The following is a 26,694-nucleotide window of genomic DNA, read 5'->3' as shown; positions in this document are numbered from 1 at the left end:
TGCCCGGTCACCGCTAAGGAGAACGCTTTCGATGAAACGCTCCGCTATAAACGACATTCTCGGCCATACACGGCAATTCTTTTCGCAACATGACGTACATCTGCCGCCCTTTGCCAGTTTCTCGCCTGCTCAATGGCAGCAGCTCGACACCGCCGCGTGGGAGGAGGTTTTTGATCTTAAACTCGGCTGGGATGTTACCGCTTTTGGTCGCAACAACTTTGCAGCACACGGGCTGACGCTGTTTACCCTACGTAACGGCTCAGCAAAAGGAATGCCGTATGTGAAATGTTACGCCGAGAAGATCATGCATGTGCGCGATGCGCAGGTCACGCCAATGCATTTTCACTGGCGTAAGCGTGAGGACATTATCAATCGCGGCGGCGGTAATTTAATTGTTGAACTGTGGAATGCCGATAGTAACGAGCAAACGGCTGATAGTGACATTACGGTGGTGATCGACGGCTGCCGCCAGAAACATACTGCAGGCACTCAGTTGCGCCTGTCTCCCGGCGAAAGTATCTGCCTGCCGCCCGGCCTGTATCACAGCTTTTGGGCGGAAACCGGCTTTGGCGATGTTCTGGTTGGCGAAGTCTCTTCTGTCAATGACGACGACCACGATAACCACTTTTTACAGCCACTGGACCGCTACAACCTGATTGACGAAGACGAACCTGCACAGTTGGTATTGTGTAACGAATACCGCCAGTTCCGCTGAATAAGGATAACGTTATGCCATTGATTTCTCTCGCTGAAGGGCTGGCACATGCCCGCGAACATCACTATTCGTTAGGTGCGTTTAATGTGCTGGACTCGCACTTTTTACGCGCCTTGTTTGCTGCTGCCAGACAAGAACGTTCGCCCTTTATTATCAACATTGCCGAAGTACATTTTAAATATATCTCGCTGGATTCCCTGGTCGAGACAGTGAAATTTGAAGCGGCGCGTCATGCCATTCCGGTGGTGTTAAATCTCGATCACGGACTGCATTTTGAATCGGTGGTGCAAGCGTTGCGGCTGGGATTCAGCTCGGTAATGTTTGATGGCTCCACGCTGGGGTATGAAGAAAATGTCCGCCAGACGCGGGAAGTGGTGAAAATGTGCCATGCCGTTGGCGTATCGGTAGAAGCTGAACTGGGCGCGGTGGGTGGCGACGAAGGCGGTGCACTCTATGGCCATGCCGATGAATCCCTGTTTACCGATCCGCAACTGGCGCGTGATTTTGTCGACCGTACCGGCATTGACGCGTTGGCCGTGGCGATTGGCAATGCACACGGCAAATATCGCGGCGAACCGAAACTCGATTTCCCGCGCCTCGACGCTATCCGCCAGCAGGCTGCTATCCCGCTGGTATTACACGGCGGCTCAGGGATTAGCGATGCCGATTTCCGCCGCGCCATCGAACTGGGTATCCACAAAATCAATTTCTACACTGGCATGTCGCAAGCGGCGCTGGCTGCCGTTGAGGCCCGAATGGCGTACCGTCAGCCGATGTATGACGAGTTTGCCGAGTTACTGCTGGCAGTGGAAGCCGCCATCAGCGATACGGTTGCACAACAGATGCGTATTTTTGGCAGTGCGGGGCAGGCATGATGGAGCGTAAAGGAATTATCGCCGCAGGCAATATGTTGGTTGACCACGTCCATCAGATTATCCAGTGGCCAGAGCGCGGCTGGCTGGCGGAGATCACCCACAGCGAACGCTCCACCGGCGGTGCGCCGCTTAACGTCCTGCTGACGCTGGCGAAAATGCGCACCGGGCTGCCGTTACAGGCGGTTGGGCTAATCGGTCAGGACAGCGACGGCGATTACATCATGGCGATGCTTGAGCAATATCACGTCAATCGTCAGCATGTGCAGCGCACTACCTTTGCCCCGACGTCGATGTCGCAGGTGATGACAGACCCAAGCGGGCAGCGGACGTTTTTCCATTCGCCGGGTGCAAACAGACTTTTGGATCTTCCGGCGTTCGATCAGCTCGATAACACCATGAAGATTTTCCATCTCGGCTATTTACTGTTGCTCGACAGCCTGGATATGCCGGACGATGTTTACGGCACCCGTAGCGCACGCCTGCTGGCGCAAATGCGTGATACTGGCTTTGAAACCTCACTCGACCTGGTCTCCCGTAAGGGCGATCCGCGTTATCAGCCGCTGGTGCTGTCCGCGTTGCGCCATCTGGATTATCTGGTAATTAACGAACTGGAGGCCGGGGAGTTTAGCGGGCTGGAAATTCGGTTACCCAACGGCGAACCGCATATCGCGCATATTGCTGCCGCCGCGCGTGAACTGTTAGATGCGGGCGTGCGCCAGCGGGTGGTGATCCACTGCCCGGAAGGGGCGTGGGGAGAGACCCCAGAACAGGGCGGCGTGTGGATCCCTTCGCAAAAGTTAGAACAACGGGAAATTATCGGCAGCGTCGGCGCGGGCGATGCATTTTGTGCCGGATTTTTATATGGCTGCCATGAACGCTGGACGCTTACCGAGAGCATCAAACTGGCACACGCCTGCGCGCGGGCAAGCCTGTTATGCGCCAATGCCATCGACGGGGCGAAAACGCTGGAAGAGCTGCAAACAGAAATGTCGGATTAATGCACGTCGGCAGCGAAGACATACCCCAGACCGCGCAGAGTTTTAATCAACATCGGCTGATGCGGGTTGAGTTCGATTTTGCGTCGTAAGCGCATGATTAATACGTCGATGGTGCGATCAAACACCTCCACGCTGTCGCTGTGGGTGAACGCCAGCAACTGCTCGCGGCTCAATACCCGACGCGCGTTTTGCGCCAGAGCCAGTAACAAGCCATATTCGCCCTGAGTTAACTCGACATGTTGCTGAAGCGGATTGTGCAACTGGCAGCGCATGGTATCGAGATACCAGCCATTGAATGACAGCCCGGCGCTTTTCTCGTCATTAACCGCCAGCGCACCAACCCGTCGCAACACCGCTTTCAGTCGTGCGACCACCACCCGCGGGGTGAACGGTTTGCAGATGTAATCATCCGCGCCCATTTCCAGCCCGACCACCACATCAGACTCACTGCCCATGCCGGTCAACATCACCACCGGCAATGTCGGACGCAGTTTCTGGATTTGCTGCAATACCCTCAGGCCGTTGGTATCGGGTAGCATCATATCCAGCACCACCAGCGCAATGTCAGGATCGCCCTCAATACGCAATATGGCCTCCTGTCCGGTATGGCAGACTGAAACCGTAAAGACATGTTCACTTAACACGTCCTGCAACAGTGCGCAGATAGCCGTGTCATCATCCACCACCAGCACGACGGGTTTCATGGTTACACTCCGCATCATTCATCTGATTAATCATTGTGCGTACTTCTTGTCGAAGTGAAAGCTGAAAGTAATATAAATAATAAAAATATAAGTCAGGTCACATTATTGATGATAGTAATAAATATGCCGTACTTTTCCCTCTTCAGCACAAATGCCTAATAAAATGGATCGTTCCGCTCACACTTCCACTTATTAAAGTCGCAATTTCCCAATTATGATAACGCCAGCTTTAAATGACGTATTTTGCATGGATTACATATTTACGACATAAATGATAAATGGAGATTTATATGAATAACTCTCGGTTATTCCGTTTGAGCAGGATTGTTATTGCGTTAACCGCCGTCAGCGGCATGATGGTAAATACCGCTAACGCGAAAGAGGAAGCGAAAGCCGCCACTCAATATACCCAACAGGTTAATCAGAATTACGCCAAATCATTACCGTTTAGCGATCGTCAGGATTTTGACGATGCCCAGCGTGGATTTATCGCCCCGCTGCTGGATGAAGGTATTCTGCGTGATGCGAACGGTAAAGTTTACTACCGCGCAGACGATTACAAATTTGATATTAATGCCGCTGCGCCGGAAACCGTAAACCCCAGCCTGTGGCGTCAGTCGCAGATCAACGGCATATCTGGCCTGTTCAAAGTCACCGATAAAATGTATCAGGTGCGCGGCCAGGATATCTCTAACATTACGTTCGTTGAGGGCGAGAAAGGCATTATTGTCATCGACCCGCTGGTGACGCCGCCTGCCGCAAAAGCCGCACTTGACCTTTACTTCCAGCATCGTCCGCAAAAACCGATTGTTGCCGTTATTTACACTCACAGCCACACTGACCACTATGGTGGCGTGAAAGGTATTATCTCTGAAGCCGATGTTAAATCCGGCAAAGTTCAGGTGATTGCCCCTGCTGGCTTTATGGACGAAGCCATCAGCGAAAACGTGCTGGCGGGTAACATCATGAGCCGCCGTGCGCTCTACTCTTACGGTCTGTTACTGCCGCACAACGCGCAAGGCAACGTGGGTAATGGCCTTGGCGTGACGCTGGCAACCGGCGACCCGAGCATTATTGCGCCAACCAAAACTATCGTCAGAACTGGCGAGAAGATGATTATCGACGGCCTGGAGTTTGACTTCCTGATGACCCCAGGCAGCGAAGCCCCAGCCGAAATGCACTTCTATATTCCGGCCCTGAAAGCCCTGTGTACCGCCGAGAACGCCACGCATACCCTGCACAACTTCTACACTCTGCGCGGCGCGAAAACCCGCGATACCAGCAAGTGGACAGAGTACCTGAACGAAACGCTGGATATGTGGGGTAACGACGCGGAAGTACTGTTTATGCCGCACACCTGGCCGGTCTGGGGCAATAAGCATATCAATGATTATATTGGTAAATATCGCGATACCATCAAGTATATTCACGATCAAACCCTGCATCTGGCGAACCAGGGCTACACCATGAATGAAATCGGCGACATGATTAAGCTGCCGCCTGCGCTTGCCAATAACTGGGCCAGCCGCGGTTATTACGGTTCTGTCAGCCACAACGCCCGCGCGGTGTATAACTTCTATCTTGGCTATTACGACGGTAACCCGGCTAACCTGCATCCGTATGGTCAGGTAGAGATGGGCAAACGTTACGTGAAAGCGCTGGGCGGTTCTGCCCGTGTCATCAACCTGGCGCAAGAAGCGAACAAGCAAGGTGATTACCGCTGGTCGGCAGAACTGCTGAAACAGGTGATTGCCGCCAACCCGGGTGACCAGGTCGCGAAGAATCTGCAAGCGAATAACTTTGAACAGCTGGGCTATCAGGCCGAGTCCGCCACATGGCGCGGTTTCTACCTGACCGGCGCGAAAGAGCTGCGCGAAGGGGTGCATAAGTTCAGCCACGGCACCACCGGTTCCCCGGACACCATTCGCGGAATGTCGGTCGAAATGCTGTTCGACTTTATGTCCGTTCGCCTCGATAGCGAAAAAGCCGCGGGTAAAAATATCAGCCTGAACTTCAATATGAGCAACGGCGATAACCTCAACCTGACGCTGAACGATAGCGTGCTTAACTACCGTAAAACGCTGCAATCCCAAGCTGACGCCTCTTTCTACATCAGTCGTGAAGATCTGCACGCCGTGCTGACCGGACAAGCCAAAATGGCGGATCTGGTAAAAGCGAAGAAAGCCAAAATTATTGGCAATGGTGCGAAACTGGAAGAAATTATTGCCTGTCTGGATAATTTCGATTTGTGGGTAAATATCGTAACCCCAAATTAATGCCACTCACTTTTGGGGGCGCTTAAGCCCCCAAAAGCATTTACTTTAAAAATATATGCAGCCAATTAATAAATAAAACATATAAGTTATGAATGCGGTGGCTGAATAAAGCTATTTTTATTCATCAAGAAAATAGCCATACTGACGCCTTCAATGGATAGTGATATTCACTACAGATATTGTTCGCAGCAGACAGGATGTATTTAATATGCCAACAGTTCTCTCTCGCATGGCGATGCAACTCAAAAAAACAGCCTGGATAATTCCCGTCTTCATGGTTTCGGGATGTTCATTATCTCCGGCAATCCCGGTGATCGGCGCTTATTATCCCAGCTGGTTTTTCTGCGCCATTGCCAGCCTTATATTGACGCTCATCACGAGGCGAGTTATTCAGCGGGCAAATATCAAGCTGGCATTTGTCGGAATTATTTATACCGCCCTTTTTGCTCTCTACGCCATGCTGTTCTGGCTGGCATTTTTCTAATCTATTTGAGACGCGCTCATGGAAAGTATGCCGAAAAAAGCTCCTCGCAGTAAATTCCCTGCTCTGTTAGTGGTTGCGTTGGCGCTGGTTGCCCTTGTTTTCGTTATCTGGCGCGTAGACAGTGCGCCATCAACTAATGACGCTTACGCGTCAGCAGATACCATTGATGTGGTGCCGGAAGTCAGCGGTCGCATTGTAGAACTGGCGGTCACCGACAACCAAGCGGTGAAGCAGGGCGATTTGCTGTTCCGCATTGACCCGCGCCCGTACGAAGCCAATCTGGCGAAAGCCGAAGCCTCCCTCGCGGCACTGGATAAGCAAATTATGCTCACCCAGCGTAGCGTTGACGCGCAACAGTTTGGTGCCGACTCGGTTAACGCCACGGTAGAAAAAGCCCGTGCCGCCGCTAAACAGGCCACAGATACATTACGCCGCACCGAGCCATTACTGAAAGAAGGTTTTGTCTCAGCGGAAGACGTTGACCGTGCGAGGACCGCGCAGCGCGCTGCAGAAGCGGATCTTAATGCCGTATTGTTACAGGCGCAGTCAGCCGCCAGCGCCGTCAGCGGCGTCGATGCGCTGGTGGCGCAACGTGCGGCGGTCGAAGCGGATATTGCCCTGACCAAACTGCATCTGGAAATGGCGACCGTTCGCGCACCGTTTGATGGCCGGGTCATTTCCCTCAAAACCTCCGTCGGGCAATTTGCTTCTGCCATGCGCCCTATTTTTACCCTAATCGACACTCGTCACTGGTACGTGATCGCCAACTTCCGCGAAACCGATCTGAAAAATATTCGCTCAGGTACACCCGCAACGATTCGCCTGATGAGTGACAGCGGCAAAACTTTCGAGGGTAAAGTGGATTCGATTGGCTACGGCGTGCTACCGGATGACGGCGGCCTGGTGCTGGGCGGCCTGCCAAAAGTGTCTCGCTCTATTAACTGGGTCCGCGTTGCCCAGCGTTTTCCGGTCAAAATCATGGTCGATAAACCTGACCCGGAAATGTTCCGCATCGGCGCTTCGGCAGTCGCTAATCTTGAGCCGCAATAATGAGCGCGCTCAACTCCCTGCCATTACCGGTGGTCAGGCTGCTGGCGTTCTTTCATGAAGAGTTAAGCGAGCGGCGACCAGGTCGCGTGCCGCAGACCGTGCAACTCTGGGTAGGCTGCCTGCTGGTGATTCTGATCTCGATGACTTTTGAGATCCCTTTTGTGGCGTTATCGCTGGCAGTGCTGTTTTACGGTATTCAGTCGAACGCGTTTTACACCAAATTTGTCGCGATCTTGTTTGTGGTTGCCACGGTGCTGGAGATCGGCAGCCTGTTTTTGATCTACAAATGGTCATACGGCGAACCGTTGATCCGCTTGATCATCGCCGGACCGATCCTGATGGGCTGCATGTTTTTGATGCGCACCCATCGCTTGGGGCTGGTCTTTTTCGCCGTCGCCATTGTCGCTATTTACGGGCAAACCTTCCCCGCCATGCTCGACTATCCGGAAGTGGTCGTGCGCTTAACGCTGTGGTGTATCGTTGTTGGCCTCTATCCAACCTTGCTGATGACGTTAATCGGCGTGCTGTGGTTTCCCAGTCGTGCCATTTCGCAAATGCATCAGGTGCTTAATGATCGGCTTGATGATGCCATTAGCCACCTGACGGACAGCCTCGCACCGCTACCCGAAACGCGGATTGAAAGAGAGGCGCTGGCGCTGCAAAAACTCAATGTCTTTTGCCTCGCGGACGATGCCAACTGGCGAACCCAGAGTGCATGGTGGCAAAGCTGCGTGGCAACGGTAACCTACATTTACTCGACGCTGAATCGCTACGATCCCACCTCTTTTGCTGATTCTCAGGCAATTATTGAATTCCGACAAAAATTAGCTTCAGAAATCAACAAGCTGCAGCATGCCATTACCGAAGGTCAGTGCTGGCAAAGCGACTGGCGGATCAGTGAAAGTGAAGCGATGGCGGCACGGGAATGTAACCTGGAGAATATCTGCCAGACACTGTTACAGCTTGGTCAGATAGACCCGAATACGCCGCCAACGCCCGCAGCCAAACCGCCATCAATGGCCGCCGATGCTTTTACCAATCCAGACTATATGCGCTACGCGGTAAAAACGCTGCTCGCCTGTTTGATCTGTTACACCTTCTACAGCGGCGTGGACTGGGAAGGCATTCACACCTGTATGCTGACCTGCGTGATCGTCGCTAATCCGAATGTCGGTTCATCGTACCAGAAGATGGTGCTGCGTTTTGGCGGGGCCTTTTGCGGCGCGATTCTGGCGCTGTTATTCACGCTACTGGTCATGCCCTGGCTGGACAATATTGTCGAATTGCTGTTTGTGCTGGCACCGATTTTCCTGTTGGGCGCATGGATTGCCACCAGCTCTGAACGCTCTTCTTATATCGGCACACAGATGGTGGTTACCTTCGCGCTCGCCACGCTCGAAAACGTTTTTGGCCCGGTGTACGACCTGGTGGAAATTCGCGATCGCGCCCTGGGTATCATCATTGGTACCGTGGTGTCCGCGGTGATTTACACCTTTGTCTGGCCTGAAAGTGAAGCGCGCACGCTGCCGCAAAAACTGGCTGTCGCGCTGGGTATGTTAAGTAAAGTAATGCGGATCCCACGCCAGCAGGAAGTCACGGCTCTGCGCACTTATCTGCAAATTCGTATAGGTCTGCATGCGGCGTTTAATGCCTGTGAAGAGATGTGCCAACGCGTGGCGCTGGAGCGTCAACTGGACAGCGAAGAACGCGCCTTACTGATTGAACGTTCGCAAACGGTTATTCGTCAGGGCCGCGATCTTCTTCACGCCTGGGATGCCACCTGGAACTCGGCGCAGGCGCTGGATAACGCACTACAGCCGGACAGAGCAGGTCAGTTTGCCGACGCTCTGGAAAAATACGCTGCCGGTCTGGCAACCGCACTCAGCCGTTCTCCTCAAATAACGCTTGAAGAGACACCCGCCTCGCAGGCCATCCTGCCCACCTTATTAAAACAGGAGCAACACGTCTGCCAGCTTTTCGCCCGCTTGCCAGACTGGACAGCCCCGGCATTAACGCCCGCCACGGAACAGGCACAAGGAGCCACACAATGATCAATCGTCAACTTTCACGTCTGCTGTTGTGCAGCATTCTCGGCAGCACGACGCTGATTTCCGGCTGTGCCCTGGTACGCAAGGATTCTGCGCCTCATCAACAGCTCAAACCGGAACAAATCAAACTGGCCGATGATATTCATCTTGCCAGCTCCGGCTGGCCGCAGGCGCAGTGGTGGAAACAACTCAATGACCCGCAGCTGGATGCGCTGATCCAACGGACGCTAAGTGGTTCACACACCCTCGCCGAAGCGAAACTGCGGGAAGAAAAAGCGCAGTCCCAGGCCGATTTGTTAGATGCCGGTTCACAATTACAGGTCGCAGCGTTAGGGATGCTCAACCGCCAACGCGTCTCGGCGAACGGCTTTTTAAGCCCTTATGCGATGGATGCGCCAGCACTGGGTATGGACGGGCCGTACTATACGGAAGCCACAGTAGGTTTGTTTGCCGGACTGGATCTTGATTTGTGGGGTGTGCATCGCTCAGCGGTTGCCGCCGCCATTGGCGCGCATAATGCCGCGCTGGCAGAAACCGCAGCAGTAGAGCTATCGCTGACCACGGGCGTAGCGCAGCTTTATTACAGTATGCAGGCCAGCTATCAGATGCTCGATCTGTTAGAACAAACTCGCGATGTGATTGATTACGCGGTGAAAGCGCACCAGAGTAAAGTGGCGCAAGGTCTGGAAGCGCAAGTGCCTTTCCACGGCGCGCGGGCACAGATTCTGGCGGTCGATAAACAAATTGCTGCCGTCAAAGGGCAAATCACCGAAACGCGAGAATCTCTGCGTGCATTGATTGGCGCGGGAGCCAGCGATATGCCGGAGATCAAACCTGTAGCATTACCACGAGTTCAGACCGGCATTCCGGCGACACTCTCTTATGAGTTGCTCGCCAGACGCCCGGATCTGCAAGCCATGCGCTGGTATGTTCAGGCGTCATTAGATCAGGTGGATTCCGCGCGGGCGTTGTTCTACCCGAGCTTTGATATCAAAGCGTTTTTCGGCCTTGATGCCATCCACCTGGATACCTTATTCAAAAAAACCAGTCGCCAGTTCAACTTTATCCCGGGTCTGAAATTGCCGCTGTTTGACGGTGGACGGTTGAATGCCAATCTCGAAGGCACGCGCGCCACCAGCAACATGATGATTGAACGTTACAACCAGTCAGTACTGAACGCGGTGCGTGACGTTGCCGTCAACGGCACGCGTCTGCAAACGCTCAACGACGAGCGAGAAATGCAGGCTGAACGCGTGGAAGCCACGCGCTTCACCCAGCGCGCTGCCGAGGCCGCCTATCAGCGCGGCTTAACCAGCCGCTTACAGGCCACTGAAGCCCGGTTGCCAGTACTTGCCGAAGAGATGTCATTACTGATGCTGGACAGCCGCCGGGTGATCCAAAGCATTCAGTTGATGAAATCGCTGGGCGGCGGGTATCAGGCGGCTCCCGTCGTCGAGAAAAAATAAAATGTCTGCCGCGTGATGGCTGTCACGCGGTATTTCGTTTCGTCACGTCAAAACTGACGACAGCCTGTTTTTCGTCAGAGTTTTGAATAAATAGTGCCCGTAATATCAGGGAATGACCCCAAATAAAATGTGGCATAAAAGATGCATACTGTAGTCGAGAGCGCGTATGCGTGATTTGATTAACTGGAGCGAGACCGATGAAAAAAGTCGTCACGGTTTGCCCCTATTGCGCATCAGGTTGCAAAATCAACCTGGTCGTCGATAACGGCAAAATCGTCCGGGCGGAGGCAGCGCAGGGGAAAACCAACCAGGGTACCCTGTGTCTGAAGGGTTATTATGGCTGGGATTTCATTAACGATACCCAGATCCTGACCCCGCGCCTGAAAACCCCCATGATCCGTCGCCAGCGTGGCGGCAAACTCGAACCTGTTTCCTGGGATGAGGCACTGAATTACGTTGCCGAGCGCCTGAGCGCCATCAAAGAGAAGTACGGTCCGGATGCCATCCAGACGACCGGCTCCTCGCGTGGTACGGGTAACGAAACCAACTATGTAATGCAAAAATTTGCGCGCGCCGTTATTGGTACCAATAACGTTGACTGCTGCGCTCGTGTCTGACACGGCCCATCGGTTGCAGGTCTGCACCAATCGGTCGGTAATGGCGCAATGAGCAATGCTATTAACGAAATTGATAATACCGATTTAGTGTTCGTTTTCGGGTACAACCCGGCGGATTCCCACCCAATCGTGGCGAATCACGTAATTAACGCTAAACGTAACGGGGCGAAAATTATCGTCTGCGATCCGCGCAAAATTGAAACCGCGCGCATTGCTGACATGCACATTGCACTGAAAAACGGCTCGAACATCGCGCTGTTGAATGCGATGGGCCATGTCATTATTGAAGAAAATCTGTACGACAAAGCGTTCGTCGCTTCACGTACAGAAGGCTTTGAAGAGTATCGTAAAATCGTTGAAGGCTACACGCCGGAGTCGGTTGAAGATATCACCGGCGTCAGCGCCAGTGAGATTCGTCAGGCGGCACGGATGTATGCCCAGGCGAAAAGCGCCGCCATCCTGTGGGGCATGGGTGTAACCCAGTTCTACCAGGGCGTGGAAACCGTGCGTTCTCTGACCAGCCTCGCGATGCTGACCGGTAACCTCGGTAAGCCGCATGCGGGTGTAAACCCGGTTCGTGGTCAGAACAACGTGCAGGGTGCCTGCGATATGGGCGCGCTGCCGGATACGTATCCGGGATACCAGTACGTGAAAGATCCGGCTAACCGCGAGAAATTCGCCAAAGCCTGGGGTGTGGAAAGCCTGCCAGCGCATACCGGCTATCGCATCAGCGAGCTGCCGCACCGCGCAGCGCATGGCGAAGTGCGTGCCGCGTACATTATGGGCGAAGATCCGCTGCAAACTGACGCGGAGCTGTCGGCAGTACGTAAAGCCTTTGAAGATCTGGAACTGGTTATCGTTCAGGACATCTTTATGACCAAAACCGCGTCGGCGGCGGATGTTATTTTACCGTCAACGTCGTGGGGCGAGCATGAAGGCGTGTTTACTGCGGCTGACCGTGGCTTCCAGCGTTTCTTCAAAGCAGTTGAACCGAAATGGGATCTGAAAACGGACTGGCAAATCATCAGTGAAATCGCCACCCGTATGGGTTATCCGATGCACTACAACAACACCCAGGAGATCTGGGATGAGTTGCGTCATCTGTGCCCGGATTTCTACGGTGCGACTTACGAGAAAATGGGCGAACTGGGCTTCATTCAGTGGCCTTGCCGCGATACTTCAGATGCCGATCAGGGGACTTCTTATCTGTTTAAAGAGAAGTTTGATACCCCGAACGGTCTGGCGCAGTTCTTCACCTGCGACTGGGTAGCGCCAATCGACAAACTCACCGACGAGTACCCGATGGTACTGTCAACGGTGCGTGAAGTTGGTCACTACTCTTGCCGTTCGATGACCGGTAACTGTGCGGCACTGGCGGCGCTGGCGGATGAACCTGGCTACGCACAAATCAATACCGAAGACGCCAAACGTCTGGGTATTGAAGATGAGGCATTGGTTTGGGTGCACTCGCGTAAAGGCAAAATTATCACCCGTGCGCAGGTCAGCGATCGTCCGAACAAAGGGGCGATTTACATGACCTACCAGTGGTGGATTGGTGCCTGTAACGAGCTGGTTACCGAAAACTTAAGCCCGATTACGAAAACGCCGGAATACAAATACTGCGCCGTGCGCGTCGAGCCGATCGCCGATCAGCGCGCCGCCGAGCAGTACGTGATTGACGAGTACAACAAGTTGAAAACTCGCCTGCGCGAAGCGGCACTGGCGTAATACAGTCCTTTCTACAGCCTCCTTTCGGAGGCTGTTTTTTTATCCATTCGAACTCTTTATACTGGTTACTCCCTACCCAATCGTATTATCAAAATGAAAAAAATTATCGCATTGATGTTGTTTTTGACATTCTTTGCCCACGCCAACGACTCCGAGCCTGGCAGCCAGTATTTAAAGGCAGCAGAGGCCGGGGACCGACGCGCACAATATTTTCTTGCCGACAGCTGGTTTAGCTCCGGCGATTTGAGCAAAGCCGAATATTGGGCACAGAAAGCCGCCGACAGCGGTGATGCTGATGCCTGCGCGCTGTTGGCGCAGATCAAAATCACCAATCCGGTCAGTCTGGACTATCCACAAGCAAAAGTTCTTGCAGAGAAAGCGGCGCAAGCGGGCAGTAAAGAAGGTGAAGTAACGCTGGCGCATATTCTGGTAAATACTCAAGCGGGCAAACCGGATTATCCAAAGGCGATTTCGCTGTTAGAAAACGCCTCGGAAGATCTGGAGAACGACTCTGCCGTCGATGCCCAAATGCTGCTTGGTTTGATTTACGCCAACGGCGTGGGCATTAAGGCCGACGATGACAAGGCAACCTGGTATTTCAAACGCAGCTCTGCAATTTCCCGAACCGGTTATTCCGAGTACTGGGCGGGAATGATGTTCTTAAACGGTGAAGAAGGTTTTATCGAGAAGAATAAACAAAAGGCGCTGCACTGGTTGAACCTGAGCTGTATGGAAGGGTTTGATACCGGGTGTGAAGAGTTTGAAAAATTAACCAACGGTTAAGGTAGGCCTGATAAGACGCGTTAAGCGTCGCATCAGGCGTTGATGTCGGATGCGGCGTAAACGCCTTATCCGACCTACAAAATCACGCTAAATCAGGCTATTGCGCTGTCTGGCGTAGGCCTGATAAGACGCGGCAAGCGTCGCATCAGGCGTTGATGTCGGATGCGGCGTAAACGCCTTATCCGACCTACAAAATCACGCTAAATCAGGCTATTGCGCTGTCTGGCGTAGGCCTGATAAGACGCACCAGCGTCGCATCAGGCATCCACACATTGCCGGGGGATAACCCCGGCAATCTTCAATTATTGATCCGCAGTTTTATCAAATTTGCCCAGCACTTCACGCTCATAAGCCAGCGCCTTTTTGCGGTCAAATTTGTGTTCCCACTTGGCAATCACCAGCACCGCCAGCGCATTACCCACCACGTTCAGCGCAGTACGCGCCATGTCGAGGATACGGTCAACACCGGCAATAAACGCCAGACCTTCCAGCGGAATACCTACGCTACCCAGCGTTGCCAGCAACACCACAAACGACACGCCAGGCACGCCAGCAATCCCTTTCGAGGTCACCATCAGCGTCAGCACCAGAATGATTTCCTGCCAGATGGACAGGTCAATGCCATACAGCTGAGCGATGAAAATAGCGGCAATACTTTGGTACAGCGTCGAACCATCAAGGTTAAAAGAGTAACCGGTTGGCACCACGAAGCTGGTGATCGACGCCGGTGCTCCGTAGGCTTCCATCTTCTCAATAATTCGCGGCAGTACGCTTTCAGAGCTGGCAGTGGAGTACGCCAGAATCAGCTCATCTTTCAGAATACGAATCAGGATCCAGACGCTTAACCCGCACAGGTGCGCCACAATGCCCAGCACTACCAGCGCGAAGAACAGAATGGCGAAATGCACCAGCAGCACCAGTTTCGCCAGTGGCCACAGAGAAGAGAAACCAAAGTTAGCCACCGTCACCGCAATCAGCGCAAACACACCCACCGGCGCATAACGCATCACCATGTGAGTCACTTTAAACATGGTTTCAGAGATGGAGCGGAACACGGTCACCAGCGGTTCACGATGCGTCGCGGGCAGGGAAGAAAGCCCCAGACCAAACAGCACCGAGAAGAAGATGATCGGCAGCATTTCGCCTTTCGCCATCGACGCCACAATGTTCGTCGGCACCAGCGACAAAATCGTGCCCATAATGCCGTGGGAACTGCTTTGTACCGCTTCCGTAGTGCTCTGATATTTCGAGATATCGACGGTCGCCAGCTGCGACATATCCACCCCGGCACCGGGCTGGAAGACGTTCGCCAGAGTGATCCCCAAAATGATGGCGACGGTGGTGATCACCTCGAAGTAGATAATGGTTTTCGCGCCAATACGCCCGAGCTGTTTGGCATCACCAACACCCGCGATACCCACCACCAGCGTGGAGATCACAATCGGCACAACAATCATTTTGATCAAATGGATGAAGATATCACCCGCCGGAGAGAGCAAATTGACGACCAGCCAGTCGCGGCTGTCGCTATGGTAGTGCAGGTAGCTTCCCAGGAGAATGCCCAGCACCATAGCAAACAGAATCTGCCAGGCCAGGCTGAATTTTATATTTTTCATCAGAATAACTTCCTCAATGGAGCGCCGTTCCCCGTTCAGAAACGCGAGAACGTGACATACTGCCAGGGCATGAATTGTGTTGCGTTGGTTTGTAGATTTTTTTAACGCTTATGATCAGTATCATTTGCGCGGTATGTTGCGCAACCCTTTAACAACAGAGCTTTTCGCTGCATTAATGCATAATAACGCGAGTTTATGGCAGGATTAATGAATAACCATTTGTTATGGAAAGATTTTTATTTGTTTAATCTGCAATAATACTGATTAGTGATTATTTTTGACATATGTTCATTCGATTATTTTTTATGCAGCTCAATAACATAATCTTCATCACCAGATGATTAATCCGATCTCCGCTGCAACAGTTTCGCCATATTAATCGACTCGACCAGCTGTGTCCGGTTGATCCGGGGTGAGTTGAGATCCATCACTTTTTGCCATAGTTCGATGGCTTGCGCGTAATTCGCCTGCATAAACGCATCGGAAGCCAGCAGCATCAGAGCGGTGATTTCGTTAGAGTCCAGCGCGAGGGCTTTGTCGATCATTGCGCGAGTCTGGGCGGTCATATGCTGGCTGGCCTGGTAATAAAGCACCGTCGCCAGCGCCGCATACAGTTCAGCGTTCTCACCACGTAGTTGCAACGCCTGACGGTACGCCAGCAGCGAATTGCTGTAATCGTTTTGCCACAGATAGTACTCGCCCAGTAGCGCCCATTGTTCGCTGTTTTGTGGATTAGCGCGGATTTTATCCTGCAATGCCTGAAGCTGCGCTTCCGGGGTTTGCTGGCTGGCAAACTGATGTAGCGGATCGCGCTGACGCTGGTACTCCGCACGTATCGCCTGCCATTTTGGGCTTAACAGATAACTGCCGACACAGAGGAATACCATCAATATCGTGAGTGTTGTCAGCATTTTCACCGGTATTTGAGGCCGTTTCATCGCTTCGCCCTCACTCGCCAGAGGATCAGTGCCATCAGCAGTAACAACACCACTGGCAGCGCCCACAACACCAGCGTCTGACCCGTTAACGGTGGGTTATAGCGAACAAAATCTCCGTAGCGTTCGGTCATCCAGCCAATGATTTCGACTTCACTTTTCCCCTCCGCCACCATGCTGTAAACCTGATGGCGCATACTGACTGCCACCGGCGCGTTGGATTCCAGTAAGTTTTGATTCTGGCACTGCGGACAACGTAACTGGCTGGCAATATTTAACGCCTGTTGCTGTTGTTGCGGATTGGCGAATTGCCAGGTGTCTACAACCTGAGCGCGCGCAAAACAGGTAAATAACAGCAGTAGCGTGAGAAGTCCTTTATTCATCGCGCTTCCTCCCCCGCCATCCGCTTAACAATGCGCCCGCAATCATCAACAATCCTCCCCCCCAGATCCAGCGCACACCGCTTTGTACATACAAACGAAAAGCGTAACGATCCGGCCCAGTTTTCTCCCCCATGACCGCATACCAGTCATGGATGCCGTTCCAGCGAATTGACGGTTCCATCATTTGCTGACGGCGTGCTTCATAAAAACGCCGCTCCGGCGTCAGTTCACCAATACGTTGCTGATGGTCAAACAGTGCCACTATCGCTTTTTCGCTGGTGTAATTGCCTCTGGCTTGCAGATCGAGGCGCTCAAAACGGAAGGTGTATCCTGCCAGCGTCACCTGCTGACCCGGCTGTAAATTCAGGCTGATTTCCTGACGGCTGACGCTGGAAACCACGACCCCAGCGGCAAATAACAGCACGCCCGCATGAGCTACCAGCGCCGGAAGCTGCACGCGTTTGCCAGAGACAAACGTCGCCAGCACAATCACCACCAACATCAACAGACCAAACGGTAACGTCGCGCGGTTAAAATACGGTGCGCCAACGGAGAGGCGTCCCCAGCCCAGCAGGCCGTAAATCATCGGATAAAGCGTTCCCACCAGCACGATCAGTAGCACTGCGCAAAACAGCAACAGCGTAGCGAGGATTAACATTTCCCGCGATAACCCCGAAAAACGCACCGCCGGGCCACCGTCCCGCGCTCGCCAGCCATACAGAGCCAGAGACGCAAGGCTAATCAGTACAAACAGACTGAACAACGGCACGGCGCGGACGTTATCCAGCGCGAACGCATGAACCGAAACCAGAATGCCAGAACGGACAATTAAGGTGCCCAGCAGCGACAGCATCAGAGTAACTATCGCCAGTAACAGCGACCAGTGGCGAAAAATCCCCCGCTGGCGTGTCAGGGATAAACTGTGCAGCAGCGCAGTGGCAGAAAGCCAGGGTAATAAAGAGGCGTTTTCCACCGGATCCCAGAACCACCAGCCGCCCCAGCCCAGTTCGCAATAGGCCCACCAGGAACCGAGGATGATCCCCGCCGTTAATGCGCTCCAGCCAGGTAGTGCCCAACGCCAGCAAATTCGGGCGCAGGCCGCATCAAACTCGCCGCGCAGTAAACTCGCCAGCACCACGCTCGCCGCTACCATCAAACCGCCATAGCCAAGGTAAAGCAGCGGTGGATGAAAGATAAGACCGGGATGTTGCAGCATCGGATTGAGATCGCGGCCTTCGATTGCTGGTGGAAATATCCGCACGAAGGGATCGGACCACAGCACCACAAACAGTAGCAGTGCGGCGAGCATGAGAGATAAAACGGCTAACGTCAGCGGAAATAGCGGATCGGTTTGCTGCCGATAATGCCAGGCAAACAGCGCGCTCCAGGCGGAAAGCAGCAGCACCCAAAGCAGCAGCGAACCTTCATGGCCGCCCCACACCGCTGCCAGCTTGAGTTCCCACGACAGCAGGCTGTAGCTATGTTGCGCGACATAAATGACCGAGAAATCGCTGATGAGAAAACAATACGTCAGTACGCCAAAGGCGAGCAGCTGGAGCGCGAACTGCGCCAGAATGCCGACGCAAGTGAGTCGCATCATGGCAGGCCAGCGCAACCGCACTCCCGCAAAGGCCGTCAACGGGGTCAACACATTGACCCCGAGACTTAACAACAGCGCCAGAAAACCGACTTCAGGAAGGAATACGTCCAGAAACCACCTCTGTTCTGGCTTACGCCACCGTTAACTGCCCGGCGTAGAGAATGAAAAATCGCAACATCAACACGCCGACCAGACTGGCCCCACACGCCGCCAGCACGGCAGGAATGCCGGAACTGCGATTGACCCACGGTTTGAGCAACATTGGCACAATCAGCCCCAGCCCGGCGACACCAAGCCAGAACCACCACGTCCAGAAACCGCCGCCCAATGCCGCCACCAGCGCACGCACTTTACCGTCATCGCCCAGCGCCAGACCGACAAAAAACGCCACCAGCAGGAAGATTTCACCCCATACCACGGGGATTTCCATACGGTGTACAAACTGCGCTTCCGTGGAATGCGGGTTACTGCGTTGGCGTATCGCCATGGCGATCAGTGCCACCGCCGCACCGGACGAGATGCCGGAGAAGAGGAACAGCACCGGCAGGATCGGGTTATTAAGGAACGGATACGATTTCAGCGCCGACAGCAGAAAACCGGTATAAGCCCCCAACAACACCGCCAGCACCAGCATCAATGTTTCCAGTCCGCGATGAACGGGCGTCAGCAGGCTCAGAACCTTTTGCACGATCCCCAGCTTCGGCAACCAGCGTTGTTGCAGGGCAAGCAAATCATGTTCAAAGATTTTCGCCAGCCACAGCACCAGCACCACCATGTAAAGCTGAAACAGCATCACCCCCATCGACATCACCGAGGTAAAACTGTAGTGGAACATCAGCTTCCAGAAGGTCCACGGTCTTGTCAGGTGGAAGACGAGGATCAACAGACCGAGGATCACCGCGCCCGGCCCGACAATCAGCGTGGTGCGCAGCAACGTACTGTCTGCACCGCCCGCCTGCGGGTAGAAGCGACGTAACAGCACAGCCAGCGTCACCAAACCAGCAGAAATACCAATCAAAAACAGGTAGATGGCAATCGGCCAGTCCCACACCAGCGATTCAAAATGAAATGCGGAAGTCTGCGTCATTGGCTCACCTCCCCGTATTTAAACGGTACGCGGTACAGCTTCGGTTTGGTTCCCAGCGCCAGCTTGTAGCGGTAAGTAGGCTTCTGGCGCAGCAGTTGCGAAATCTCACTGTTAGGATCGTCCAGATTGCCAAACGTCAGCGCCTTCGTCGGGCAAGCCTCAACGCACGCGGGCAGCTTACCGGCCTGCAAATTGGTCTTACGGCAGAAATCGCATTTGTCCGCCGTCTTCGTGACCGGATGGATAAAGCGCACGCGGTACGGACAGGCGGCGATGCAGTACTGACAACCGACGCAGAGATCAGGATTAACATCGACAATCCCGCTAGCGGCATCACGAAAAGACGCACCGGTCGGGCAGACGTCAACGCACGGCGCATGATCACAGTGCTGGCAAGACTTACGGAAGAAGCGATATTTCACATCAGGAAATTCGCCCTGCGGCTCGCTACGAATAATCGTCAGGCGCGAGACGCCTTCCGGCACCTTGTTCACTTCCCGACAAGCATCCATACAGGCGGTACAGCCGATGCATAACGACTCGTCATGCACCATGCCGTAACGTACCCCATTGATATTCAACGTTTTCGCCACCACGCGTCCTGCGGTGCCGCTGACGGCTGCCAGCACGCCGACGCCGGTGAGAAACTGGCGACGAGACCAGGTCATGGCTGCTCCTTAAGCAACGGAACAGACGCCGGGTTAAAGTTCGGATTGGTGCGCTGATCGCTGTGGCAATCGACGCAAATCTTAATCCGTCCTTTGTCACTTAACGTCTGCATCGTATCTTGCTGTGGATGCAGGGAATGGCAGCTGGCGCACGCCACTTTGGTTACGTGGACATCGTGCGGCCAGAACGCTTTTTGCAACTGTTCCGGCAGATGGCAGGACATACAGACGCTGTTCTGCTCTCCAACCTTGTACATCGGCTCGTTAAAGCGCATCACATCTTTCACCCCTTCGCGGTGTTGCGGTGATGGCTGGCCGTGACAGTTGGTGCAGGTGACCGGCAGTTTGTTATTCGGGTTGATAACGGAAGCATGTTTGCCATGCATACCTTCGGTATCTGGCTTATGACAGTCCAGACAGGCGGCATCCGGGTTACGCTGCTGGGTAACTTCGTAGCGATCATCAGATGCCTGCGCCGCAGGGGTAGCGGTAATTCCGTTCAGGCTCCACAACAGGCCCGACGCCAGCACCCCGGCAGTTAATAACGAACGTAATACGCTCATATTCACTCCATTGTGTTTTCCGCCCCTTGCGAGGCGGAACGGGGTTATTGGCTTAACAAACCGTTTTTACGTGCCTGCTCTTCCCACTGCGGGATCACCGTTTTGATGAAGTCCTGCTTCTCGGCCTTGATTTGTTCCATGTTCAGGCCAATGGCCTGCTGGGCTTTCTCTTTGGTTGAGATATCCGGGATCTGGATTTCATGGGTGATGCCTTTGGTCGCCAGCAGGCGCGCCAGTTTGGTGCGTGCATCCGCCGCTTTATCCATCGCCGTACCGAGCATCCTCAGACCTTCTTCCGGTGCGTGCATATGAATGCCGTGGGAAGCGATCGCCAGATCCCAACGCCACTGGGCATGACGGATATCGTCCTGAATCGGCTTCATTTCGGCTTCCGTCGCGCCTGCATCCAGCGCTGCTTTCGCTTCGAAGTGAGCGTGAACCAGTTGATCTTCAACCTTGATTTTCAGGTCGTTAATCGACTGCTTACGTTCCGCGACCACTTTTTGCAAGGCAGCTTTATCCTGGGTATGGCAGTTCGCACAAGTCTGGGCGAAGTTATCAAACGGATTACCAATTTTATGGTCGGTGTAGAGTTTGCCTTCGGCGTTCTGCACTTTTGGCATATGGCAGTCGATACAGGTCACGTTGTTTTTACCGTGAATGCCCGCTGTCCAGGTTTCATATTCCGGGTGCTGCGCTTTCAGCATTGGCGTTTTCGACAGGGAGTTAGTCCAGTCAGAGAAGGCAATTTTGTCGTAATACTGCTCCATATTTTCGACTTTCATGCCGTCATCCCACGGGAATTTAACCGCTTTGTTTTTGCCGTCGAAGTAATACTCCACATGGCACTGACCGCAAACCATCGATTGCTGGTCGAAACGTCCGGCTTTCTCAAAAGGTTTACCAATGGCTTCCATCGCGCGAGCCGCATACGGACGGGAAAGGGTTAACTCCGGTTTGCCTTTGGCGAACTCTGGTGAGGCGGTGTTATGGCAGTCGGCACAACCTAAGTTGTTGACGATTTCCGGGCCGCCGCGCGCCCATTTACCGTGGAAGTAGCCATCTTCGCCGTCTTTCTGGATCAGACGCGCCACATCCGGGCTTTTACAACTCCAGCACGCCATCGGTAGCGGACCATCTTCAGCGTTTTTCGGCGCACCGGTACGCAGGGTTTCACGCACATCGGTCACAGCAAAGGCATGTCCACGCGGCTTGTTGTAATCGCGCGAGAAGGGATACCCCGCCCACAGGATCACCAGCCGTGGATCTTCCGCCAGGGCGTCAACACGCTCTGACTGTTCCGAGGTGGCTTTCCAGGAGAGATATTGATCGGGATGCTGCGGGGCAAAGGTTTCATTCTTCGCTTCCACAGTTACAGCTTTTGCGGGAGCAGCCGTTTGTTCAGCGTGAACAGAAGTGAAAAAGAAAAAAGGAATCAATAAGCTGAAGATACGGCGTGCGTTTATTTTTATCCTTGTCATAGGGGCTTCATCCGAATTGCGCCATTGTTGCAATGGCGGTTTTTATTGTTTTTCACGACAGTAACCGCACCTACACTGTCATGACATTGCTCGCCCCTATGTGTAACAAATAACCACACTGTGAATGTTGTCTTTAATCAATTGTAAGTGCATGTAAAATACCACTTTAGAGTTAGTCAGTATCTTCCTCTTTTTCAACAGCATGCATAACTGCATGTTCCTCAAAGAATTAATCAACTTTTGTTGCTGACCTTCAAAAATTACCCTGCCGTTTATTTGCACAATTCTACTTTTGCGTGATCTGTCGCCCAAATACTAAACAAAACTGCCAATACCCCTACATTTAACGCTTATGCCACATATTATTAACATTCTACAAGGAGAACAAAAGCATGAGTCAAATTCACAAACACACCATTCCTGCCAACATCGCAGACCGTTGCCTGATAAACCCTCAGCAGTACGAGGCGATGTATCAACAATCTATTAACGCACCTGATACCTTCTGGGGCGAACAGGGAAAAATTCTCGACTGGATCAAACCGTACCAGAAGGTGAAAAACACCTCCTTTGCCCCCGGTAATGTGTCCATTAAATGGTACGAGGACGGCACGCTGAATCTGGCGGCAAACTGCCTTGACCGCCATCTGCAAGAAAACGGCGATCGTACCGCCATCATCTGGGAAGGTGACGACGCCAGCCAGAGCAAACATATCAGCTATAAAGAGCTGCACCGCGACGTCTGCCGCTTCGCTAATACCCTGCTCGAGCTGGGCATTAAAAAAGGTGATGTGGTGGCGATTTATATGCCGATGGTGCCGGAAGCCGCGGTTGCGATGCTGGCCTGCGCCCGTATTGGCGCGGTGCATTCGGTAATTTTCGGCGGCTTCTCGCCGGAAGCCGTTGCCGGGCGCATTATCGATTCTAACTCACGACTGGTGATCACTTCCGACGAAGGTGTGCGTGCCGGGCGCAGTATTCCGCTGAAGAAAAACGTTGATGACGCACTAAAAAACCCGAACGTCACCAGCGTAGAGCATGTGGTGGTACTGAAGCGCACTGGCGGAAAAATCGACTGGCAGGAAGGGCGCGACCTGTGGTGGCATGACCTGGTTGAGCAAGCCAGCGATCAGCACCAGGCGGAAGAGATGAACGCCGAAGATCCGCTGTTTATTCTCTATACCTCCGGTTCTACCGGTAAGCCAAAAGGTGTGCTGCATACTACCGGCGGTTATCTGGTGTACGCGGCGCTGACCTTTAAATATGTCTTTGATTATCATCCGGGCGATATCTACTGGTGCACCGCCGATGTGGGCTGGGTGACCGGACACAGTTATTTGCTGTACGGCCCGCTGGCCTGCGGCGCGACCACGCTGATGTTTGAAGGCGTACCGAACTGGCCGACGCCTGCCCGTATGGCACAGGTGGTGGACAAGCATCAGGTCAATATTCTCTATACCGCGCCCACGGCGATTCGCGCGCTGATGGCGGAAGGCGATAAAGCGATCGAAGGCACCGACCGTTCGTCGCTGCGCATTCTCGGTTCCGTGGGCGAGCCAATTAACCCGGAAGCGTGGGAGTGGTACTGGAAAAAAATCGGCAACGAGAAATGTCCGGTGGTCGATACCTGGTGGCAGACCGAAACCGGCGGTTTCATGATCACCCCGCTGCCTGGCGCTACCGAGCTGAAAGCCGGTTCGGCAACACGTCCGTTCTTCGGCGTGCAACCGGCGCTGGTCGATAACGAAGGTAACCCGCTGGAAGGGGCCACCGAAGGCAGTCTGGTGATCACCGACTCCTGGCCGGGTCAGGCGCGTACGCTGTTTGGCGATCACGAACGTTTTGAGCAGACCTATTTTTCCACCTTCAAAAATATGTATTTCAGCGGCGACGGCGCGCGTCGCGATGAAGATGGCTATTACTGGATAACCGGGCGCGTGGACGACGTGCTGAACGTCTCCGGTCACCGTCTGGGGACGGCGGAGATTGAGTCGGCGCTGGTGGCGCATCCGAAGATTGCCGAAGCAGCCGTAGTAGGTATTCCGCACAATATTAAAGGTCAGGCGATCTACGCCTACGTCACGCTTAATCACGGGGAGGAACCGTCACCAGAACTGTACGCAGAAGTCCGCAACTGGGTGCGTAAAGAGATTGGCCCGCTGGCGACGCCAGACGTGCTGCACTGGACCGACTCCCTGCCTAAAACCCGCTCCGGCAAAATTATGCGCCGTATTCTGCGCAAAATTGCGGCGGGCGATACCAGCAACCTGGGCGATACCTCGACGCTTGCCGATCCTGGCGTAGTCGAGAAGCTGCTTGAAGAGAAGCAGGCTATCGCGATGCCATCGTAACCCACAATTGCCGGATGCGAGTCGGTAACGGTTTGTAGGCCTGATAAGACGCGACAGCGTCGCATCAGGCATTGATTGCCGGATGCGGCGTATAACGCCTTATCCGGCCTACATTCGGCAAGGGTTACCCGAGCGTTAACCTTCTCCCATAAGGGAGCGGGAATTAAAACAATCCCTACATTACCTCTGGAGAATCTGTGATGAATGGTACGATTTATCAGCGGATAGAAGACAATGCGCATTTCAGGGAGTTAGTCGAAAAACGGCAACGGTTTGCCACCATCCTGTCGATTATTATGCTGGCAGTTTATATCGGCTTTATTTTACTGATCGCCTTCGCGCCCGGCTGGCTGGGCACCCCGCTGAATCCGAACACCAGCGTCACACGCGGTATTCCGATTGGTGTTGGAGTGATTGTGATCTCCTTTGTTCTCACCGGTATCTACATCTGGCGGGCGAACGGCGAATTCGACCGTCTTAATAACGAAGTCCTGCATGAGGTACAAGCATCATGAAAAGAGTTCTGACGGCGCTTGCCGCCACACTCCCTTTCGCAGCTAACGCCGCGGATGCTATTAGCGGGGCCGTAGAGCGCCAGCCAACGAACTGGCAGGCGATTATTATGTTCCTGATTTTCGTCGTGTTTACGCTCGGCATTACTTACTGGGCATCAAAACGCGTACGTTCTCGTAGCGACTACTACACGGCAGGCGGCAATATCACAGGCTTCCAGAACGGGCTGGCGATTGCCGGTGACTATATGTCCGCCGCCTCATTTTTGGGGATCTCCGCGCTGGTGTTTACCTCCGGCTATGATGGCTTAATTTACTCGCTGGGCTTCCTGGTGGGCTGGCCGATCATTTTGTTCCTGATTGCCGAACGTCTGCGTAACCTGGGGCGTTACACCTTTGCCGATGTAGCCTCTTATCGTCTGAAACAAGGGCCGATTCGTATTCTTTCGGCCTGTGGTTCTCTGGTGGTGGTGGCGCTTTACCTTATCGCCCAGATGGTGGGCGCAGGTAAACTGATCGAGCTGCTGTTTGGCCTTAACTATCACATTGCGGTGGTGCTGGTCGGCGTGCTGATGATGATGTACGTCCTGTTCGGCGGCATGCTGGCGACCACCTGGGTGCAAATTATTAAAGCCGTGCTGTTGCTGTTCGGTGCCAGCTTTATGGCCTTTATGGTGATGAAACACGTCGGCTTTAGCTTCAATAATCTGTTCAGCGAAGCGATGGCGGTACACCCGAAAGGTGTCGACATCATGAAGCCGGGCGGGCTGGTGAAAGATCCGATCTCCGCGCTCTCTCTGGGGCTAGGACTGATGTTTGGTACGGCGGGCTTGCCGCACATTCTGATGCGCTTCTTTACAGTCAGCGATGCCCGCGAAGCGCGTAAGAGCGTGTTCTACGCCACCGGGTTTATGGGCTACTTCTATATTCTGACCTTTATTATTGGCTTCGGCGCGATCATGCTGGTTGGTGCAAATCCGGAATATAAAGACGCGGCGGGCCATCTGATTGGTGGTAACAACATGGCGGCCGTTCACCTGGCGAATGCAGTGGGCGGCAACCTGTTCCTCGGTTTTATTTCAGCGGTTGCTTTCGCCACTATCCTCGCGGTGGTTGCGGGTCTGACGCTGGCGGGCGCATCAGCGGTTTCGCATGACCTGTACGCTAACGTCTTCAAAAAAGGCGCGACCGAACGTGAAGAGCTGCGGGTATCGAAAATCACCGTCCTGATTTTGGGTGTGATTGCGATTATCCTCGGCGTGCTGTTTGAGAATCAGAACATCGCCTTTATGGTAGGCCTGGCATTTGCCATCGCGGCGAGCTGTAACTTCCCGATCATTCTGCTTTCTATGTACTGGTCGAAACTGACCACGCGTGGCGCGATGATGGGTGGCTGGCTGGGGCTGATTACCGCAGTGGTACTGATGATCCTCGGCCCGACGATTTGGGTACAGATCCTCGGTCACGAAAAGGCTATCTTCCCCTATGAATACCCGGCGCTGTTCTCTATCACCGTGGCATTCCTCGGCATCTGGTTCTTCTCGGCAACCGATAACTCAGCGGAAGGTGCGCGCGAGCGTGAACTGTTCCGTGCGCAGTTTATCCGCTCCCAGACCGGCTTTGGCGTTGAGCAAGGCCGCGCACATTAATATCTCCCCTTCCCCGGTCGCCTGACCGGGGAATACTCTTCCTCTCCCAAATGCATCACCTTTTCCCATAATATTAAACAAATAAACTCATTAAAAAATGAGCGA

General features: G+C 53.6%; 22 protein-coding genes. 13 read left to right on the top strand and 9 right to left on the bottom strand.

Annotation, left to right across the window (positions count from 1 at the left end):
• The first annotated feature begins 31 nt into the window (after positions 1-31).
• From ACJHW7_RS18010 to ACJHW7_RS18000, 3 genes are read left to right on the top strand one after another with little or no spacing between them, the layout of a single operon-like run.
• Positions 32-715: a D-lyxose/D-mannose family sugar isomerase gene (locus tag ACJHW7_RS18010; protein WP_000830338.1), complete on the top strand. Its 684-nt coding sequence runs from the start codon at positions 32-34 to the stop codon at positions 713-715.
• A 14-nt stretch (positions 716-729) separates the two neighbouring features.
• On the top strand, positions 730-1,590 hold the full coding sequence (locus ACJHW7_RS18005; RefSeq protein ID WP_072847830.1) for a ketose 1,6-bisphosphate aldolase: 861 nt from the start codon (positions 730-732) through the stop codon (positions 1,588-1,590).
• Entirely contained in the window at positions 1,587-2,588 is a 1,002-nt protein-coding gene (locus tag ACJHW7_RS18000) for a carbohydrate kinase family protein (RefSeq protein WP_072847831.1), read from the top strand. The genes ACJHW7_RS18005 and ACJHW7_RS18000 overlap by 4 nt, the downstream gene beginning before the upstream one ends.
• Here the strand turns inward: ACJHW7_RS18000 and ACJHW7_RS17995 are convergent.
• The gene (locus tag ACJHW7_RS17995; protein WP_000805929.1) at positions 2,585-3,292 is read right to left on the bottom strand and encodes a response regulator transcription factor; all 708 of its coding nucleotides are present in this window, start codon (positions 3,290-3,292) and stop codon (positions 2,585-2,587) included. The two genes, ACJHW7_RS18000 and ACJHW7_RS17995, sit on opposite strands and share 4 nt — an antisense overlap.
• A 290-nt stretch (positions 3,293-3,582) precedes the next feature.
• Between ACJHW7_RS17995 and yjcS the strand changes: the two genes are divergently transcribed.
• The 7 genes from yjcS (at position 3,583) to yjcO (ending at position 13,744) form a co-directional block, all read left to right on the top strand.
• Positions 3,583-5,568 (top strand): alkyl sulfatase YjcS, encoded by a 1,986-nt coding sequence (gene yjcS, locus ACJHW7_RS17990; RefSeq protein WP_021557440.1) that lies wholly within the window; start codon positions 3,583-3,585, stop codon positions 5,566-5,568.
• Between the two features lie 208 nt (positions 5,569-5,776).
• Entirely contained in the window at positions 5,777-6,052 is a 276-nt protein-coding gene (locus ACJHW7_RS17985) for a YtcA family lipoprotein (RefSeq protein WP_001301712.1), read from the top strand.
• Positions 6,053-6,070: 18 nt separating this feature from the next.
• Positions 6,071-7,102 carry a multidrug efflux transporter periplasmic adaptor subunit MdtN gene (gene mdtN / locus ACJHW7_RS17980; RefSeq protein WP_021557439.1) on the top strand — a complete coding sequence of 344 codons (1,032 nt, stop codon included), beginning with the start codon at positions 6,071-6,073 and terminating at the stop codon, positions 7,100-7,102.
• Positions 7,102-9,153: a multidrug efflux transporter permease subunit MdtO gene (gene mdtO / locus ACJHW7_RS17975; RefSeq protein ID WP_021557438.1), complete on the top strand. Its 2,052-nt coding sequence runs from the start codon at positions 7,102-7,104 to the stop codon at positions 9,151-9,153. Before mdtN ends, mdtO begins: the two co-directional genes overlap by 1 nt.
• Complete coding sequence (gene mdtP / locus ACJHW7_RS17970) at positions 9,150-10,616, top strand: multidrug efflux transporter outer membrane subunit MdtP (protein WP_021557437.1); 1,467 nt, start codon at positions 9,150-9,152, stop codon at positions 10,614-10,616. The genes mdtO and mdtP overlap by 4 nt, the downstream gene beginning before the upstream one ends.
• 197 nt (positions 10,617-10,813) lie before the next feature.
• Complete coding sequence (gene fdhF, locus ACJHW7_RS17965) at positions 10,814-12,961, top strand: formate dehydrogenase subunit alpha (protein WP_001300547.1); 2,148 nt, start codon at positions 10,814-10,816, stop codon at positions 12,959-12,961.
• Between the two features lie 93 nt (positions 12,962-13,054).
• Positions 13,055-13,744, top strand: a complete 690-nt coding sequence (gene yjcO / locus ACJHW7_RS17960) for a Sel1 family TPR-like repeat protein YjcO (protein WP_000719886.1) — start codon at positions 13,055-13,057, stop codon at positions 13,742-13,744.
• Between the two features lie 302 nt (positions 13,745-14,046).
• Here the strand turns inward: yjcO and gltP are convergent, their stop codons facing one another.
• The 8 genes from gltP to nrfA form a co-directional block, all read right to left on the bottom strand.
• Positions 14,047-15,360 (bottom strand): glutamate/aspartate:proton symporter GltP, encoded by a 1,314-nt coding sequence (gene gltP / locus ACJHW7_RS17955; protein ID WP_021557436.1) that lies wholly within the window; start codon positions 15,358-15,360, stop codon positions 14,047-14,049.
• 341 nt (positions 15,361-15,701) lie between these two features.
• Positions 15,702-16,298 (bottom strand): heme lyase NrfEFG subunit NrfG, encoded by a 597-nt coding sequence (gene nrfG, locus ACJHW7_RS17950; RefSeq protein WP_410233569.1) that lies wholly within the window; start codon positions 16,296-16,298, stop codon positions 15,702-15,704.
• Positions 16,295-16,678 carry a heme lyase NrfEFG subunit NrfF gene (gene nrfF / locus ACJHW7_RS17945; RefSeq protein WP_001412060.1) on the bottom strand — a complete coding sequence of 128 codons (384 nt, stop codon included), beginning with the start codon at positions 16,676-16,678 and terminating at the stop codon, positions 16,295-16,297. The genes nrfG and nrfF overlap by 4 nt, the downstream gene beginning before the upstream one ends.
• Positions 16,671-18,389 (bottom strand): heme lyase CcmF/NrfE family subunit, encoded by a 1,719-nt coding sequence (locus ACJHW7_RS17940; protein WP_071781290.1) that lies wholly within the window; start codon positions 18,387-18,389, stop codon positions 16,671-16,673. The genes nrfF and ACJHW7_RS17940 overlap by 8 nt, the downstream gene beginning before the upstream one ends.
• Positions 18,390-18,408: 19 nt before the next feature.
• A complete protein-coding gene (nrfD, locus tag ACJHW7_RS17935; RefSeq protein WP_000195171.1) occupies positions 18,409-19,365 on the bottom strand; it encodes a cytochrome c nitrite reductase subunit NrfD in 957 nt (318 codons plus the stop codon).
• A complete protein-coding gene (nrfC, locus tag ACJHW7_RS17930; protein ID WP_000220281.1) occupies positions 19,362-20,033 on the bottom strand; it encodes a cytochrome c nitrite reductase Fe-S protein in 672 nt (223 codons plus the stop codon). Before nrfC ends, nrfD begins: the two co-directional genes overlap by 4 nt.
• Complete coding sequence (gene nrfB / locus ACJHW7_RS17925) at positions 20,030-20,596, bottom strand: cytochrome c nitrite reductase pentaheme subunit (protein ID WP_001295391.1); 567 nt, start codon at positions 20,594-20,596, stop codon at positions 20,030-20,032. The genes nrfC and nrfB overlap by 4 nt, the downstream gene beginning before the upstream one ends.
• 44 nt (positions 20,597-20,640) lie before the next feature.
• A complete protein-coding gene (gene nrfA / locus ACJHW7_RS17920) occupies positions 20,641-22,077 on the bottom strand; it encodes an ammonia-forming nitrite reductase cytochrome c552 subunit (protein WP_021557433.1) in 1,437 nt (478 codons plus the stop codon).
• A gap of 392 nt (positions 22,078-22,469) precedes the next feature.
• On the opposite strand from nrfA, the gene acs reads away from it, so the two are divergent.
• The 3 genes from acs to actP all read left to right on the top strand — a co-directional run bounded on the left by acs (position 22,470) and on the right by actP (position 26,589).
• Complete coding sequence (gene acs, locus ACJHW7_RS17915; RefSeq protein ID WP_000078209.1) at positions 22,470-24,428, top strand: acetate--CoA ligase; 1,959 nt, start codon at positions 22,470-22,472, stop codon at positions 24,426-24,428.
• A gap of 200 nt (positions 24,429-24,628) precedes the next feature.
• The gene (locus ACJHW7_RS17910) at positions 24,629-24,943 is read left to right on the top strand and encodes a DUF485 domain-containing protein (RefSeq protein ID WP_001014565.1); all 315 of its coding nucleotides are present in this window, start codon (positions 24,629-24,631) and stop codon (positions 24,941-24,943) included.
• The gene (actP, locus tag ACJHW7_RS17905) at positions 24,940-26,589 is read left to right on the top strand and encodes a cation/acetate symporter ActP (RefSeq protein ID WP_000832573.1); all 1,650 of its coding nucleotides are present in this window, start codon (positions 24,940-24,942) and stop codon (positions 26,587-26,589) included. Before ACJHW7_RS17910 ends, actP begins: the two co-directional genes overlap by 4 nt.
• The last annotated feature ends 105 nt before the right edge of the window (positions 26,590-26,694 follow it).

The sequence above is a fragment of the Escherichia sp. WS1152 genome (assembly GCF_046487665.1).
Lineage (GTDB): Bacteria > Pseudomonadota > Gammaproteobacteria > Enterobacterales > Enterobacteriaceae > Escherichia > Escherichia coli.
This window is presented reverse-complemented; position numbering and strand designations above follow the sequence as displayed.